This window comes from Parafrankia sp. EUN1f, from assembly GCF_000177675.1.
GTDB lineage: Bacteria > Actinomycetota > Actinomycetes > Frankiales > Frankiaceae > Parafrankia.
On sequence record NZ_ADGX01000179.1, the window covers coordinates 1 to 16,953 of the forward strand.

Genomic DNA, 16,953 nt, shown 5'->3' on the forward strand with positions numbered 1-16,953 from the left:
TAAATGGCACTGACTATTCGGTACGCTGTTGAGTTCTCAAGGAGCAGATGCAACCGAACGGTGCCTTTCGGCGTTTCCGGTGCTTCTTCAACTTACTCGGTATTTCCGGCCGGTGTCAAATCGCCGTGTTTCGCGACTTTCCACTCTGCCTTTGCCTCATCCGGTTCGGCCTTTCGGCCCCGGCTGCGGCGACTCGGCTAAAGTACCGGGCGTTTCGGGCTTGTGTCAAATCGCCGTGTTTTGCGATTCCGCCACTTTGCCTTTGCCTCATCCGGTTCGGCCTATCGGCCCCGGCTGCGGCGACTCGGTGAAGTTACCGATGCTTTCGGGTTTGTGTCAAATCGCTCCGGACTCGCCGGCGACTGCCACTCTTTCCAACCTTACCGCACTGTTTTCGGGCTCTGTCCTCGGGGGGTCTGCGCCCCCTCGGAGGATCCTGGGCCCGTCTACTCTCAGGCCCGATTGGTCCCGATCACGCGGTGAGACAGGACTATACACGAGGATGCCGGGGGTGGTCGGAGCCCCGTCCGCTCGCGCTCGGTGGGCGCGTCGTCGCCTTGCCCACAGGTGCGCCGAAGGGCCCACAACCAGGACCCATCCGACACTGTCCTCGTCCTGGCGCGCGCTGTCGACGCCACGTTGCATGGAAGGCCGCTGGTATGGAAGGCCGCTGGCACGGCCGGTCCCATCGACCAGGCCACATCGACGCTGCCCGCGCCCTGGATCGGGAGCGGCAGTCAGGATCCGCGACCTGTCTCCGATCTCGGGCCACGCGCCGCTGACAGAGGACCGAGGAGAGCCGAGGGCGGCAGTCGGGCTGCCCGGGTCGGGCCGGGGCCGCAGGCACTGCGGACGATCGGAGGGGGCGCCCGCGTACTCCGACTCAGGCGTCACCTTCATCGGGGGCTCGCGCGGAGAACCAGCGTTATGGACCGTCCGGGTCTACGCAGGCCGCCACCGGTAGCAGGCCGCCCCCGGTGGGATGCCGAGCTTCTCCGTACTCGACCTTTCGATCTCGTTGCTCACCCCCGACAACCGTGCCCGCAACCACGCAGCCGACTCGCTCAGCGCAGTGCGTCCAGCGTGTGGCCGCCCGCACCGAAGTACCGAAGTAGAGAGCGAAATGCCGATGCATGTGAGTGCCGGCATCCGGCGTCGGCCGCGGACTCCGCCGTTCAGCCGCGAGGGACGCCACCACGACCAGGGATCTGCGAGGCCTCCGACCGGGACCATCGCGCGAAGCGAGGCCGACACGCGATCACACGGGGTCTCCCCATCCACGATCTCTGTCGGTAAGGCGACATCGCCGGCCCGATAGGGTGCCGTTCGGGTCAGATGCGCTGTCGCTAGCCTCTTCTCCACAGGTGCCGTGTACGGATGAGGCCCGGGCCCGGCACGGGGGTGTGGGGGAATGCGCAGTCTTCGGCGGGGGCGCTCGCTTCGTGCCCTGTCAGCCGCGGTGGCCGCGTCGGTCGCGGCAGTGACGTTGCTCGGCTTTCTTGGAGCGAGTCCGGGCACAGCGGTCGTCCAGCTCACCGACGGTGGCTCCTGGCTGTGGAGCACGGCGAAGGGCTGGGTGACCCACGTCAACGGTCCCTCCGGCAAACCTGATTTCAATGTGGAGCTGGCGGCTTCCCGGGGCCATCGGGTCGAGCTCACGCAGGACGGCGTCTCCGTGCTGGTCACCGACCTGGAGACGGGTGTGGTGAGCCGCATCGACCCGGCGACGATGGAGCTGGTGTCGAGGTCGTTCGGGCAGTCCGGGCCGGTGCGGGTGGTGGCGCTGGGCGAGCTCGCCTATGTCATCGAGACCGCTACCGGCACAGTGACCCGGATCGATCCGCGGACGCTCGACATCGTCGGCGCGCAGGTCCTGCTCGGCGCGCCGGTCACCGGGGCCGGTCTCGACGCCGACCGAGTTCTGTGGGTTGCCCTCGCCGGCCGCGGGGACCTGGTCGCGATCCGGGACGGGCGCGTGGCGACAACCGTTTCGGTGGCCGCACCGGGCGCCGGGCTGACGATGACGATGGCTGCCGGGCGCCCGGTCGCAGTGGATGCCGACAAGCCCGCGCTGGTACCGGTCGCGTCGCAGGGCCTGGGCAAGACCTCGGGCCAGGCAGGCGACGACCAGGCGGCGGAGCGACCCGTGGCTCTCCCGCCGCCAGCCGGACCGGGTCGCCTGCTGGTCGTCGCACCGGTGGTCGACGGCCGGGTCGTGCCGGTACTGGTCGCCGGGACCTCGACGGTGCTGCTCATCGACCTGGCGGCCGACGACGGCCGTGGCTCGGTGCGGCAGATCGAGCTGGCCGGTCAGCGGCCGTCCACCGAGCTGGGCGCGCCACTGATCGCGGCGGGACGGGTGTATGTGCCTGACAACGGGTCTGGCCAGGTGTTCGTCTATGACCAGGTGGCCGGGCGGTTCGACGAGCCGATCCACCTTTCCGGCGGCCCCGGGATGCTGACGCTGTCCGTTCGCAACGGCACGGTGTGGGTGAACGACGCGGACGGAACGAACGCCGTCGCGGTGGATCCCGACGGCCAGCGCCGCCGCGTCGACAAGTACGCGCCGGACGCGGTGGTGCCGGTGGTCGACACCAGCGCCAAGGCCCCGCCTCCGCCGGTCACCGTGCCGTCCGCGGAGCAGCGTCAGCCTCCCCCGTCCGCGCGGCGGAGCCAGCCGCCCGGCCCGGATGCGCCGACTGTTCCGGACCAGCGGACCGCTCCCATACCGGCGCCGAACCCAACGGCCACGCAGTCGCGGCGGCCGCAGCAGACGGTGACCCGATCGCCCGTGGCCCCGCCACCCAGCACCACGACACCGCCTCCGGCACCGCCGGGCGCGCCGTCGGTGAGTCTCGTCTCCGGTTCCGGCGTGGTGGTCGTCACCGTGACGGCGGGAGCCGGTGGCCCCGCCACCCAGTTCGCGCTGACGACGGACGCCGGTGGCGCCACCGTTCTACCCGGTCCGGGCCCGGTCAGCGCGACGGTCGAGGCGGCCGGCTGCCAGCAGGTGCTGGCCACCGCCACCGCGACCGGCCCAGGTGGTACGTCCGTGGCCTCCGCGCCCGCGCAGGCGCTCAGCTGCGTTCCACCGGGCCGGATCCAGGACGTCCTGATCACCGGTTACGGACCGGGTGGCGGCGGCTGGTACACGGACATCACCTGGGAGCCACCCGCGGACGCGGGAGGCGGCACGGTCGAATATGTGGTAACGGAGTCGGAATACAGTTCAGGCGACATGCCGCCTCGTACGTATACGACAACCACTCGGACCGTGAGCAACTTCCTGGGGAATCCAGGCTACAAAAGCGTTGTGATCACGCCCAGGAATGAGGCTGGCTCGGGACCGAGCACGACGATCAATTCGGAAAACTACACCTCGTATCGATACTACGATTCGTATGTGCCGCCGTGATTGGCCCGTCCATGGGGATCAGGCAGGCGAAGTGAATGGGAGGAACGTGTCGGACAGCCGGGATGAAGGTGCGGGGCGGGAGTTCGCCGCGGCCTTCCAGCGTGTGGTCGACAATGTCGAGCTGGTGGTCCGGGGCAAGACCGAGGTGGTGCGGCAGGCGCTGACCTGCCTGCTTGCCGGCGGCCACCTGCTGGTCGAGGACGTCCCCGGCCTCGGCAAGACATCCCTGGCGCGGTGTCTGGCGGCCTCGGTGGAGGCGACGTGCCACCGCATCCAGTTCACCCCGGACCTGCTGCCCTCGGACGTCACCGGTGTGACCGTCTACCACCAGGGCAGCGGAGAGTTCCGCTTCCACCAGGGGCCGGTGTTCGCCCATGTCGTGGTCGCCGACGAGGTCAACCGGGCGTCGCCGAAAACGCAGTCGGCACTGCTGGAGGTGATGGAGGAGGGACGGGTCACCGTCGACGGCGTGACACATCCGGTGCCGCGGCCGTTTCTCGTCGTCGCGACGCAGAACCCGGTCGACATGGACGGCACCTACCCGCTGCCGGAGGCGCAGCTCGACCGGTTCCTGATGCGGCTGCGGGTCGGTTACCCGAGCCGCGCCGCCGAGGTGGCGATTCTGCGTGACCGCCGCGGTGGCCTGCGCGTCGAGGACCTCCAGCCGGTGCTCGGCACCGACGACGTCCTCGCGATGACCGCCCAGACGGCCAGCGTCCACGTCGCGGACACCATCCACGAATATGTCGTCGATCTGGTCGCGGCGACCCGGGAGCTGCCGGGGCTGCGGCTCGGGGCGAGCCCGCGGGGCAGCATCGCCTTGCTGCGGGCGGCCCAGGTGCGGGCGGCGGCCACCGGCCGGCGATTCGTCACCCCGGAGGACGTCAAGGCGCTCGCCGAGCCGACCCTCGCGCACCGTCTGCTGCTGGCACCGGACGCCGAGCTCCGTGGCTACACGGCGGAGCGCGCCGTCGCCGAGGTCCTGGAAAGCGTCCCGGTGCCCCGAACCCTTGCCGGGGTCTGACGCGGTGCCGGGGCCGGGCACCATTGCGAGGGCCGGCACCGCAGCAGGATCGGGGTCGGGAGCGAGGCCGGGGCCGCGGGCCGGCGGCGGGCCGTTACCGCGGGCGCTCGGCCAGATCACCCGGACGGGGTGGGGTGCTCTCACCGGCGCGCTCGGGTTCGGCGTGGCCGCGGTCGCGCTGCGGGCCCCGGAGATCGGGGTGCTGGCGGTCGGCTGCCTGACCGCGTTCGGCGTCGGCGCGGCGTTCATGGCACGCCCGGCGCGCATCGAGGTCGGTATCGAGGTCGCCCCCTCCCGGGTCGCCCGCGGCGAGCCGGCGGTCGCCAGCGTGACGGTCGGCAACGCGGGGCGGCGGGCCAGCTCGTCAGCCCGGCTGGTGGTCCCCTACGGCGACCGGACTGACGGCGACCGGACTGACGGCGGCCCTCCCCCGGCCGCGCGGCCCACGGCGGTCGGGGCCACAGCGGTCAGGGTTCGCGGGTCGTGCTGCGTCCGCTGCCGGCGGGCAGCCGCCGAACCGTCGCCGTCCCGCTGCCGACGGACCGCCGCGGCGTGCTGCGGATCGGGCCGGTGGGCCTGGTCATCACCGACCCACTCGGGCTGTTCTCCCGGTACGAGTCGCTCGGTGGGCAGGCGCAGCTCCCCGTCCATCCGGCGGCGGTACCGCTGGCGCCGCTGCCCTCCGCCCGTTCCAGCAGCCCGGACGGTCTGCCGGTGGACAGCCGCGTCGAGGGCGGGGTGACGTTCCACGCGCTGCGCGAGTACACGCCCGGTGACGACCTGCGGCATGTCCACTGGCGCAGCAGCGCCCGGGCCGGAACGCTGCTCGTCCGCCGGCACGTCGACCCGAGCGAACCCGTCACGACCGTCGTGCTCGACATCCGGCGGCGCGCCTACACGGACGCCGCCGCGGATCCCGGTGCAGGCGGCGACGGCACCGCGCACGGGCACGGCCAAGGGCAGGGCGCGCGGGCGTTCGACACCGCGGTCGACGCCGCGGCCTCCGTCGTCCTCGCGTCGACCCGGAGCAGGTTCCCGGTGCGGTTGCACACCACCGGCGGCCTGCGGCTGGACTGCCGGGACCGCCGTGCCGACGGCACAGCGGCGCTCGACGCACTGGCCGGAGCCGCCTGGACGGACGCCGACGTACCGGGCGACCCCCTGGCCGAGGCCGTGCGGAGCCGGGGCCGCCGGGGTGTGGGCTCGCTGGTGATCGTCACCGGCCGCCGCGAGATCGGCCAGCTGGCCGTGGCCGGCGCTCTGGCCGGCCAGTTCGAGCAGGTTGTGATGCTGCGAGTCGGCGGCGTGAGCGTGGACGGCGGTGTGAGCGTGTCGGGCGCCCCGGCCGGACCCGGGCCGGACCAGACGTCACCCGGCGCCTCCCAGCGGTTCGAGTCGGTCGCCGACGGCCGGCTTCGCGTCCTGGACATCACCGACACGGCGCAGCTGACCTTGGTGTGGCCGAGCGTGGCGGGGGCGCAGACCGCCGGGACGAGGCGGTCCTCGTGACCTACCAGCACGCAGGCGGCCCGGGCCGCGGGGTACCCCTCGCCAGCCTCGTCGCGGTGGCGCTCGCGGCGGGCCTCGCCGGTGCCGCGTTCCACCGTGGCTTCCCGGCATCGGATCTGTTTCCCCCGCTCGTCGTGGCGGCCGTCGTGCCGGTCGTCGTCACCGCGTTGGTCGTCTTTCTCCCCCCTCTGCGCGCGCTCCGCCGCGGGGCCGGCTCCTCGGCGGGGCCACCGAGGCCGCGCCCGGTGTCGGTGTCGGTGGGGGTGTCGGCGCTTGTCTGGCTCGCCGTCGTCCGGTTCACCCTGTTCCGGAATGGTTCTCCGCAGGCGGAGGGCGCGCTGCCGGCGGTGTGGGACGGGGTGGTCAACGGGGGCGCCCGCCTGCTCGAGACGACGCTGCCCGTCCTGGGATCGCCCGACCTGCTGGTCGTCCCGCAGGCCCTCACCTGGCTCGCCGCCCTCGCCGGCGCGGAGCTGGTGGCCAGGACCCGGGCGCCGCTCGTCCCGGCGCTGCCGGCGATCGCGGTGTTCGTCGCAGGCGTGCTGCTCACCGTGCCGGGTGCCGGGTCGAATCTCGGCGTCGCGGCCGGTCTGGTGGCCGCCGTGCTGGTACTGGTGATGTGCCGCCGCGCGGAGCTCACCGGCACCGCGGAGATCACCGGAACCGTGGCCACCGGTGCCAGCACCGGTGCTGGCACCGGCTCCGATGCTGGCGGGTTCGGTGCCGGTCGAGGCCGGCGAAGGGGCCGGATGCGGGTGACGGCGGTGGTGCCGGCTGTCGCCGTGCTGGTGGTGACCGCGGGAATCGCGCCCCTGGCCGGCCCGCTGCTCGCCGCCGCCGGACCGGGTGACGGCGAGCGGTACGACGTCCGGGATCTGCGGCAGGTGACGCTCGATCAGCAGACGGCGCAGAGCCCCCTCGACCACGTCTCGGCCTGGCTCGGGCATCCCGACGACGTGCTGTTCCGGGTCAGCCCGCCGGTCGCGGGCAACATCCGCCTGGCGGTGCTGGATCGCTTCGACGGCCAGCGGTGGACGTCGTCGGCGCGCTACCTGCCGGCGGGTGGCCGGGTACCCCCGGAAACCGCTGCGGACGGTGCGCGAATGCCCTCAGGCGACGCGCCTTCGGTGACGTCGCAGCTGCAGATCGTCGCCCTGGACGGGCCGTTCCTGCCGCATCTCGACCGGCCGGCCGCGCTCTCCGGATCCGGCCTGGCCGTTGACGTCCGGGACGGGACGCTGACCGCGACGGAAGGCCACACGGGAGGCGGCACGGAGGGCGACACGGACCCGGATGACCGCCGTTACACCGTCGTGTCCGTCGCCCCCCGCGAACCGACCCCGGCGGAGCTGGCGTCCGCGCAGGTTCCGACCGGCGCGGCTGTCAACGAGACGCTGGCCCTCCCACCGGGTCTGCCGAAGGTCGTGCGCGACGCGGCCCGGGCCGCCGCCGGCGGCGCTCTCACCCCGTTCCAGCAGGCCCGCCAGCTCGAGCAGTATCTGCGGACCCTCGTCTACGATCCGTCCGCTCCGGCCGGGCACACCTACGGACACCTCGCGTACTTCCTCGGCACCAGCCGCGCCGGAACCTCCGAGCAGTTCGCCGCCGCCTACGCGGTGTTCGCCCGGGTCGTCGGGCTGCCCAGCCGGGTGGTCGTCGGGTTCAGCCCGAAGCCGGATCGGGCCGGCGGCGACGCCGCCACCGGCGATGTCAGGGCGGGTGATGTCCTGGTCTGGCCGGAGATCAGGTTCGAAGGGCTCGGCTGGGTGCCGTTCTACCCGACTCCGGCCGCGGCGGCGGACAACGGCGGCCAGGTCGCCACCACGGCCCAGGGTGAGCCGTCGGAGCGCGCGCAGCGGGTCGCGGAGGCCGCCGCGGTGCCGGCGCCACCGACGGTGCCGAACGAGGTGCCCCCGGCCAGGACGGACTCGGACCGGTCCGTGGTCGTCCTCGCCGGCCTGGGCGCCGCCGCACTGCTCGTCATCGCCGCGGTGGGCTACCTCGCCGCCGCGGCGGCGGCGCCGAGGCTGCGACGGCGGCGCCGTGCGCGGGCGGCACGCGCCCGGGAGCGAATTGTCGGTGCCTGGCAGGACACTCTGGACGCACTCGACGTCGCGGGAGTCCCCGTGCCGGCCTCGGCGACGTCGGCCGAGATCGTCACGATGGCCGGTGCCGGAGTCCGAGTCGGGGCCGGCGTCGAGACCGGTTCCGCGGTCAGGACCGGCCTGACCGCCCCGGCCGGTTCAGTGGCCGCGATGGGCTCCGTGGCCGGGATGGGCTCCGAGGCTCAGACCGGTTCCGCGGCGATTGCCGACCTCGCGGTGCTCGTCACGGCGGCGCTGTTCGCCGGCGGCGAGGTGCGTGAGGCCGACGCCGACGCCGCCTGGCGCCACGCCGACCGGGTGCGTGCCGAGCTGCGGGCGTCGACCTCGCGGACCGGACGCGTCCGCCGGTCGCTGGCACCCGGCCGGCTGGCTCACCGCCGGTCAGAGCTGTCCCGCCCGCCGGGTTCATCCCACCGGTCGAATGCCGCGCAATCGGGTGAAAGGGGGACCGGCCGATGACTGGAAGCAGCGGGGAGGGCCCGACCGACCCCTCCCCGGAGCATGACCCGCCGGGGCAGGGAGCGATCGACGGAGGCCTGTCAGCCACCGGCGGACATGATCCGCTCATCAACGGCTACCGGTCCTTCACACCGATCGGGCAGGGCGGTTTCAGCATCGTCTACACCGCCTACCAGGACAGGTTCGACCGCACCGTGGCCGTCAAGGTCATCAGCTCGGATCTGCGCGACTCCGCGGCGGCACGCCGGTTCACCCGCGAGTGCCGGGTCGTCGGCAAGCTCACCGGGCACCCGAACATCATCACGGTCTTCGAGGCCGGTTCCACCGCCGACCGCCGCCCGTTCATCGCGATGCAGTACCTGCCCGGCGGTTCCGTCGCCGACCTGCTGCGGCGGAACGGGCCGCTCGGTGTCGCCGACACCCTGCGCATCGGGGCCGCCATCGCGGACGCCCTGCAGGCGGCACACAAGGCGAAGATTCTTCACCGCGATGTGAAACCCGGCAACATCCTGCTGTCCGAACGCGGCGACCCGGTGCTGAGCGACTTCGGGATCGCCAGCCGCGGGTTCGGCACCGACATGTCGGCCAGCCAGGACGCGTTCACGCCGTCGTTCGCGGCGCCGGAGGTCCTGCGCGGTGACGAGCCCAGCGTCGCCTCCGATCTGTACGGCCTGGGCGCGACGATGTACGCGATGCTGGCCGGAACCCCGCCGTTCGGGGTCCGCCCCGGCGACAGCCTGGCCACGATGATGCTGCGGGCGCTCACCGAGGAGCTCGCCCCGATCCGTCGAGGCGACGTCCACTCCGATGTCGACGGCCTGCTGCGCGCGCTGCTCGCCCGCGATCCGTCGGCGCGGCCGCGCGATGCGGCCACGGCCGCGGACGAGCTGCGCCGGCTGCACGCGCTCGAGGGGCTGACCCGGCGTCCCGCCCCGCGCCCTCCAGCCGACCCACCACCCGCTCCCGCCGACGCGCCACCCGGGGCCGCACGCCCAGCCCCGTTCCAGGGGAGGCCGTGCCGCCGAGCGCCCTCGACGACCCAGACGAGTCCGGCGCGTCCAACCCCTCCCGCGCTCCGCAGGACGCTCCCGCGGCAGAGCGCTCCGTCACGCCCGACCACGCCGCCGCGGCGTCCGCCCCGCTGTCGGAGCACACGACCGCACCTGGCCCCGCGCCAGGCCCCGCCCACGCGGCGGCGGCCGCGTCCGTTCCGGGGGAAGACGCGGGAGCATCGGCCCACCAGCCTGGTCACCAGGGGTTGGAGGACCTGACCGCCGCCGGGCGCGCCGGAGCGCGCCCGCCGGGACCGCCCGCCGACGAGGTGTCCGGGCGGCGGGATCCGGAGTCGGACGACGACCGCCCAACGCCCTCCTGGCGCCGGTGGATCCGGACCACCGTGCCGGTGGCCGTGGGGCTGGCAGTGTCGATGCTGCTGGTGATCGGGCTGATCGTGCCGGACGGGGACAATCCCCCAGGACCCGGGTCGGCGTCCTCGACGTTGCCCGCCTCCGGGGCCCCGGACCCAACGGATCCCAGCTCCGCCCGGCCCTACGGGCTGCAAGCCGCCGACAACGGCACCGTCATCAGGCTGACCTGGACGAACGGAACCATCGCTGAGGGCCTGGTGTTACGAGTATTCGACCCGGCCGGGGCGATCGCAGGCTATGTTCTGCCCGCCGGCACGACCGTGTACGAGCTGAAAGACGTGGATCCCACGAAGCCGTACTGCTTCACCGTCGGCGCCGTTCTCGGAGCGACCAAGGAGAACGGCGTTGAAGGGGCGTGGTCGGACTTCGCCTGCATCCGAGACGCCACCCCTCCCCCGCCACAGAAGTGAGCCGGTGCGCCAGTCATCGACAAGCCGGCTCAGATGCCGGGCGACAGGCGGCGGGCGGCGGCGCGGGCGGCGAAGAGCGGCATGCCGAGGCGTTCGTTGACCGCCTGTGCGGCGTCGAGTTCGCGGACGGCCCGCTCGTGGTCGCCGAGGACGGCGGCGAGCGTGCCGACGTACAGATGCCCGGAGCCCATGCAGACGCCGCCCGGGGCGAACACGATCACGGCGTCGGCCCAGGGTTCCACCCGTTCCAGCAGCGGCCGGGCCCAGTCTCGGGCGTCGGCTCGGGTGCGGGCATGCCAGCACCACTCGGTCAGCAGGATCAGCGAGGCGGTCGCCGGCGGACCGGAGCCGATCGCGGGCAGCCCCGGGCGCAGCAGCGGCGCCAGGACGTCGAGGGAGGCGTCCGCGTCACCGGCCTGCGCCAGGCCCAGGGCCCGCACGATCAGCCAGCCGGGATGGTCGGTCGGTGCCGGGGCCGCCGCTTCCGGCAGCGCCGCCGCCAGCACCCCGAGCTCCCAGGCGACCATGCCACCGATCGCCTCGACGGACGACCGGGCGACCGCGGCGGCCTGGGCGGAGGCGGTGAGCAGCGGGGAGAAGACCGACTCCGCCTGCCGGCGGGCGTCGTCGAGACGTCCCGACATCAGGTCACGCATCGCGTTCCACCAGGAGGCGGCGAGGGTGAAGTCGTCGTAGCGCAGGCGGCGGGCGGTGGCGGCGAGCAGCTGTGCCTGCCCGTCCGCCTCGGCCAGCTCACCGAGTTCGAGCAGGGTCAGGGCGCGCAGATGCGCCACGGTGAGGCGGGCGCCGACGTCACCGGCGGCCAGTGCGCCGAGGCGGTCGAGCACGGCCAGCCGCCGGGCTGCCAGGTCGGGGCGCCACCAGGTCACGAAGCGGGCCAGCAGCACCATCCGCTCCAGGTCGGGCGAGGCGTCCTCGCCCGTCTCGAACACCGTCTGCGCCGCGGTCAGGTGTTGCTCGGCGCGCCGGAGGTCGCCGGCGAGCGCGAAGCGTGCCGCGCAGGCTGCCTCGACGGCTCCCGCCGTGGCCGGGGTCAGCCCGGGCAGACGGCGTGCTTCGAGGAGGCGGGCGAGAACGTCCGGTGCGGTCTCGCCGGCCATCGACCAGTAGCCGGTGACGGGACCGCCCGCGGCTTCGAGCGCGGCCTGGGCCGCGAGATCGGACTCGCCGGCGAGCGTCGCCTCGTCGTAGGTGGTCGCCAGCAGCTCGGCGGACTCGGACAGGCGCCCGGCGCGGTACAGGGCCCGACCGGCCGCCAGGCCCAGCCACGCCCGCTCCCGCCGCCGCTGCTGTGTCGGTGGCAGCTGTGTCGGTGGCAGCGTCTGCGGCCGCGAGAACCGCAGCGGTTGTAGACCTGCCGTGGTGGGGGTCCGGTCCAGGCCGCGGCGGGCCCAGCTGACCGCGCCGTCGAAGTCCGCGACGGCGAGGGCCGCCTCGGCCGCGGCGAGAGCGGCGCCCGCAGCTCGCGGATCATCGCCGCGCAGCAGATGGTCCGCGACCGCCTGCACCCCGGCGCCGCCCGCCAGCAGCACGTCGGCGCAGCGTCGATGCCAGTCGGCCTGCAGCCGCCGGGTCGTGCGGGCGACCAGGCTTTCCCGGACCAGCGCATGCGCGAAACGCACGACGCCCGGCTCATCGGCGATCAGTCCCGCGCGCACGGCGTTGTCGAACGCCTCGTCGAGGGCGGCGGACGTCGTCCCCGGGGCACGACCGCCGCGAGACGAACCACTCGACGCTCCGTCGACCGCACCGTCGTCGGCGACCTGGGCGATGACATCCCAGGCGACACCGTCGCCGAGCACGGCGGCCACGCGCAGCAGCCCGCGCGCGGGCTCGCCGAGCGCGGCAACCCGCGAGCTGATCACGTCGATGACCCGGTCGGGCAGGTCGTGAGCGGGACGTCCGGCGGCGACCAGCCGGGTCAGCTCGGTCATGAAGAACGCGTTGCCGGCGCTGCGCTCGGCCACCACCGCGGCGACGTCCGTCGCCGCGACCTCCGAGGACGTGACGTCCGAGGATGTGACACCCGAGACTGCGGCGTCGCCTGCCGCGAGGTGTGACCCGGGCCCTGGGGTGGCGATCGCGCCCGCTCTCGGCATGACCGCGGCGACGTAGTCGGCGACCGCGGTGGATCCCAGCGGCGCAAGCCGAAGGTGGTCGCCCGGCAGCCGGCCGAGAGCGGCCAGGAACGCCTCCAGCGCATCCGAGGGCCCCACCGAGTCCGCGGAGCCGGCTGAATCATCGCGACTGCTTCCACCGCCGGTGCCACCTCCACCGCCGAAGGCACCACCCAGATACTCGTCGCGGACCGTGACGGTGATCAGCAGCGGCCGGTCCGCGTCGGTGAGGCCCCGGACGAGAACGGCCAGCACCCGTAGTGACGCCGCGTCGGCCCACTGCAGGTCGTCGACCACGATCTCGGACAGCCCGGAGCCGGCAGACGGGGCCGGGCCCTGACCGGGGACCGGACCGGCTGCCGGGACAGGCCCCGGCTCGGCACCGAGCGCCGCCGCAAGCAGGAGCGCCCACGAACGAACGGATGCCTCCGCCGGGGGTGCCAGCGCCGGAAACAGTGCCCGGCACAGGTCGTACGGGGCGGTGTCGTCGCCTGGAAGGCAGCGCGCCCGGCCCTGCACTGCGCCGGGCGCTGTGCCCAGCACCGTCCCGCCGGCAGCGGGAAGCGTCGCCAGGACCTCCGTGACCAGACGCGTCTTGCCGACACCCGCGGGGCCGGACACCACCAGCGCCCGTGCGCCGCCTGTCGGTAGATCGACGACGGCCCGCGCCCGTTCCAGCTCGGCGGCACGGCCGACGAACGGCGACGGCGACGGCGACGGCGACGGCGACGGCGAAAATACCGGCGGTGCCGGCTTCGGCCGGGGCGAGGTATCGGTCCGGGGCGAGGGCGCGGACACCGTGGAGCGACGTCCAGGCCACCAGCCGGGACGTGCCGCGGCCGGGTCCTCCTGGTGCACGGCGGCCTCGACCGCGCGCAGCGTCGGGCCGGGGTCCAGCCCCTGTTCGTCGCGCAGCAGGGCACGTGCCCGGGCGAGCTCGGACAGTGCCTCGACCTGGCGGTCGGCGCGGAAGAGGGCAAGTGCCCGCATCGCCACCAGGCTCTCGCGGGTCGGCTGGGCGGCGACGACGGCCGCGAGTTCCCCGAGCAGTCCCCGATGGTCACCCAGGTCGAGGCGGGCCAGCGTGTGGCGCTCGACGGCGAGTAGCCGCTCCTCCCGCAGCCGGCTGGGCTGCTCGGGAAGGGCGTCGTCGAGCAGGCCTCCGTAGGGCTCGTCGCCGCGCCAGCGGCCCAGGGCGGCCCGCCCGGCCTCGACGGCCAGCTCCGGGTGGCCGTCACCCAGATGCGCCTCGAGCCGCGCCGCGTCCTGGCGGAAGGCGGCGGAGTCCAGCTGACGGACCGGGTCGGTGAGGATCAGCTGGTAACCGGTGGCCCTGGTGACCAGCAGACGTGCCTGCGCCGCCGGAACGTCCGGCTCGAGGCGGCGCCGCAGCCGGGAGATCCACCCCTGCAGGGTGGTGGCGGCTGTGGCCGGCGGCTGCCCCGACCACAGCTGGTCGGCCAGCCGGGCCGGTGACAGCGGTGCCTGGCACTGGGCCACCAGCAGCGCGAGCAGGGTGGCGGCCCGCCCCACGCCGAGGTCGAGCTCGCGCCCTTGGACGTCCCACGCCGTCACCGCGCCCAACACCCCGAGACGCATCGGGCCACAATAGGGCTGCAGTCGGGCCAGGCGCACCTGCCTGCCGTGGTCGGCTTCCCGACCGGTGCGTGGCCGGCTGGCGCCTTCGCAGCCAGTGCCCTCAGGGATCTCCGTACCAGCGGCTCGTACCAGGCGTCCACCAGTGCCGTACCAGCCGCCCTGGCGAAGGTCGTCCCATGACCTCCACGGAAATCCCCGCCCACGGCGGATCTCGCTCGAACCGACCTGGACCCGCGGCCACCGGCGCGCCCTCCGGTCTCTCCTCCGCTTCCTCCTCCGTTCCCGCACTCGGCTCTGGCGCCGCCAGCCGGACCGCCGACGGGCGACGGCCGCGCCGCGAGCTCGTGGTGTTCCTCGCCGTGACCTTCGGGCTGACGGCTCTCAGCACGGCGGTGGCGCTGGGCCAGTCCGTCGACGTTCGCCACATCGGCGACGCCTCCGGCCTCGGGCAGACCGCCATGTACGCGCAGGCGCTCTGGCCGCTGCTCGGCGCGGCGGCAGCCCGGCTGGCGGTGCGGCGCCCCCGCCGTCCCGGTGCTGCCGCCACCCGCGCAGCTGCTGCCCCCGGTTGTACCGGTGACGCTGCCACCCGGGACGGATGGGGGTGGCGGCGGCCGTCCGCGCGGGTTCTGGGCCTGGCCTGGCTCTACGGGGTGAGCTACCCGCTGCTGGCCGGACTCGTGTTGTGGATGACCGGGCTCGGCGGCTTCGACGGTGCCGGGCTCGCCGACACCTTCGCACTCGGCGGCCTACCCACTGCCGTCGGCGCGGCGCTGGCCGTGACGTTGGGTCTGACCGTGGGCTGCCTGCCCTACGTCCTCCTGGCGATCGGGGAGGAGGTCGGCTGGCGCGGCGTGCTCGTCCCACACCTGGCGGAAGGGAACTCGCCGGCCAGGGTCGTGCTGCTCGGCGGCCTGATCTGGTCGGCGTTCCACCTTCCGATCATCGTCGCCCTGGGCGGGACTCCGGACGGCGTGCCGACGCCGGTCGCCGCCGTCTGTTTCACCGTCGCGCTGACCGCGCTGGGTGCGACGCTGGCCTGGCAGCGGCTGCGCCACGGCCTGTGGCCGGCGGTGGTCACCCATGCCGCGGTGAACGCGACGCTCTACACGGTCGTCGAGCCGGCCACGACTGACCGGGCCCACACCGGCTGGTTCGGAACGGAGACCGGCCTGCTGCTCGCGGTGGCCTCGGTCGTCGCGGCGGTCTGCTGGTCGCGGCGCGCGCCACTGCGCCCCTCGGCCGACGGCACTGTCGTCGCGAACATCGCGAAGATCACGGACATCCCAGACGTCCCGGATGTCGCGGCAACCCCGTCGGCCGCCTCGACGCAGGCCACGCCGACGCAGGCAGCCCCGGCGCAGGACGGCGGCCCGGCACGGGCCAGCGAGCCCATCGACACCTCGGACATGCTGGTCGTGCATGCCATGTTCCGCCGGCAGTTCGGCCTCCTGCCCGATCTCGTCCGCGCCAGCCGGCCAGGGGACATCGGCCAGGCCACAGCGGTCGCGGACCATCTGGACCTGCTGCTGGCCCTGCTGCGCGAGCACCACAGCGGCGAGGACAGGGTGCTGTGGCCCCTGCTGGTCGAACGGGCGCCGACGCTCACGGCGGCGGCGACGCTCGTCCTGGTCGGGCGCCAGCATGACGATGTCGACCAACTGGCCGACGCGGTCCGCCAGGCTGCGCAGGCCTGGCGCCGCGGCGCCGCCCTCGCGGACCGAGACCGGCTGGCCGGCCTGCTGGAGGATCTCGGCGTGGCCCTGGAGGACCATCTCGACGCCGAGGAACGCGAGATCGTCCCGCTGGCGGCCACCCTGCTCACCGCAACGGAATGGGCGGCGCTCGGCCGGGACGGCGAGTTGAAGCTGTCCCCGCGCCAGCTGCTGCTCTCGCTCGGGATGATCGAGGACGGTGCCGGGCCGCAGGGACTGGCGCGGATGACCTCCGAGCTGCCGGCCGTCGCCCGGCCGCTCGTCGCGGGCCTCGCCCGCCGGGTGCACCGCCGGACCATGCGAACGCTGGCCACGACCTGACCGGGTTCCAAGGTTCCCGTGTCGCCCGCGGGGCATCGCCGGTCCGCCGGGAGGCTGGCGGGCGACGGCGGGCCGATTCGGGTCCGCGATCGGACGCGGGCAGGCCGAGCCCGCGCCGGCCCAGGTCCGCCAGGCCCGCGGAAGACCAGGCCACGGGCCCGTCCCGCACCGCCGCCGGGCCATCACCTCCCACACACCTCACATCTCCGGTATGAACCGATTTCAGCGGTCCATACCGGAGCAGATCGGGTGCGATCAAGCGGATCTCGATTCCTCGGGATCGACCCGGTCGAATTCATATTCCGGCCGGTGAGAGGTCGGAACAGCGGGTACACAACCTTTGGCCTTGCCACGTCAATGAGGTCGGGCCTGCATCAGTGATCACCTGTGCCGATAGCCGTGTTCCGAGTCCGCGGGCGATTCACACGACGCGGATGTTCGCATCGGCGCTCAGCTCAGCGGGAGGTTCAAGAATGGTCGGTCGATCGAAGCGTTTCGCTGTTGTCGCCAGCATGGCCGGTGTCCTCACCGGAGGAGCTGGAGCGGCTCTCGTCGCGGCGACTCCGGCACAGGCGGCCAACGGGAGCTACGGCGCCGGCTGGACCTCGACCGGCCGAGTTCGGTTCAGGAATCGATCCGCGCCGGCGGGGCAACCAGGTGAACGGCTCCGACGGTAAAGAGGATCACGGGTCGACCGGGCGAGCGGTCGGCAATCTTACCCGCCGCACCTATGAGCAAATTGAGATCACCGGATGGAAGCTTGAGAGCTATTCATCAGAGAGCGCGACGGTACGGTATGTTCTCACCCGGTTCGGGGGCGGCGATGACGTC

The 16,953-nt window shown here is 73.5% G+C and carries 8 protein-coding genes; 7 read left to right on the plus strand and 1 reads right to left on the minus strand.

Annotated features, from left to right (window positions below):
- The first annotated feature begins 1,411 nt into the window (after positions 1-1,411).
- From FREUN1FDRAFT_RS33135 to FREUN1FDRAFT_RS33160, 6 genes are all read left to right on the plus strand, one after another.
- A complete protein-coding gene (locus tag FREUN1FDRAFT_RS33135) occupies positions 1,412-3,415 on the plus strand; it encodes a hypothetical protein (protein WP_006544717.1) in 2,004 nt (667 codons plus the stop codon).
- 46 nt (positions 3,416-3,461) lie between these two features.
- Positions 3,462-4,439, plus strand: coding sequence for a MoxR family ATPase (locus FREUN1FDRAFT_RS33140; protein ID WP_232295524.1), 978 nt, complete (start codon positions 3,462-3,464; stop codon positions 4,437-4,439).
- A 483-nt stretch (positions 4,440-4,922) separates the two neighbouring features.
- Positions 4,923-5,948 (plus strand): DUF58 domain-containing protein, encoded by a 1,026-nt coding sequence (locus FREUN1FDRAFT_RS33145; protein WP_006544719.1) that lies wholly within the window; start codon positions 4,923-4,925, stop codon positions 5,946-5,948.
- On the plus strand, positions 5,945-8,512 hold the full coding sequence (locus FREUN1FDRAFT_RS33150; protein ID WP_006544720.1) for a transglutaminase domain-containing protein: 2,568 nt from the start codon (positions 5,945-5,947) through the stop codon (positions 8,510-8,512). Before FREUN1FDRAFT_RS33145 ends, FREUN1FDRAFT_RS33150 begins: the two co-directional genes overlap by 4 nt.
- The gene (locus FREUN1FDRAFT_RS40405; RefSeq protein ID WP_006544721.1) at positions 8,509-9,783 is read left to right on the plus strand and encodes a serine/threonine-protein kinase; all 1,275 of its coding nucleotides are present in this window, start codon (positions 8,509-8,511) and stop codon (positions 9,781-9,783) included. Before FREUN1FDRAFT_RS33150 ends, FREUN1FDRAFT_RS40405 begins: the two co-directional genes overlap by 4 nt.
- The gene (locus FREUN1FDRAFT_RS33160) at positions 9,771-10,349 is read left to right on the plus strand and encodes a hypothetical protein (protein WP_006544722.1); all 579 of its coding nucleotides are present in this window, start codon (positions 9,771-9,773) and stop codon (positions 10,347-10,349) included. The genes FREUN1FDRAFT_RS40405 and FREUN1FDRAFT_RS33160 overlap by 13 nt, the downstream gene beginning before the upstream one ends.
- A gap of 29 nt (positions 10,350-10,378) precedes the next feature.
- On the opposite strand, the gene FREUN1FDRAFT_RS33165 is transcribed toward FREUN1FDRAFT_RS33160, so the two are convergent.
- Positions 10,379-14,086 (minus strand): BTAD domain-containing putative transcriptional regulator, encoded by a 3,708-nt coding sequence (locus tag FREUN1FDRAFT_RS33165; protein WP_006544723.1) that lies wholly within the window; start codon positions 14,084-14,086, stop codon positions 10,379-10,381.
- Between the two features lie 176 nt (positions 14,087-14,262).
- Here FREUN1FDRAFT_RS33165 and FREUN1FDRAFT_RS40410 point away from each other — a divergent pair, with 176 nt between their 5' ends.
- Positions 14,263-16,122: a hemerythrin domain-containing protein gene (locus tag FREUN1FDRAFT_RS40410; RefSeq protein WP_006544724.1), complete on the plus strand. Its 1,860-nt coding sequence runs from the start codon at positions 14,263-14,265 to the stop codon at positions 16,120-16,122.
- The last annotated feature ends 831 nt before the right edge of the window (positions 16,123-16,953 follow it).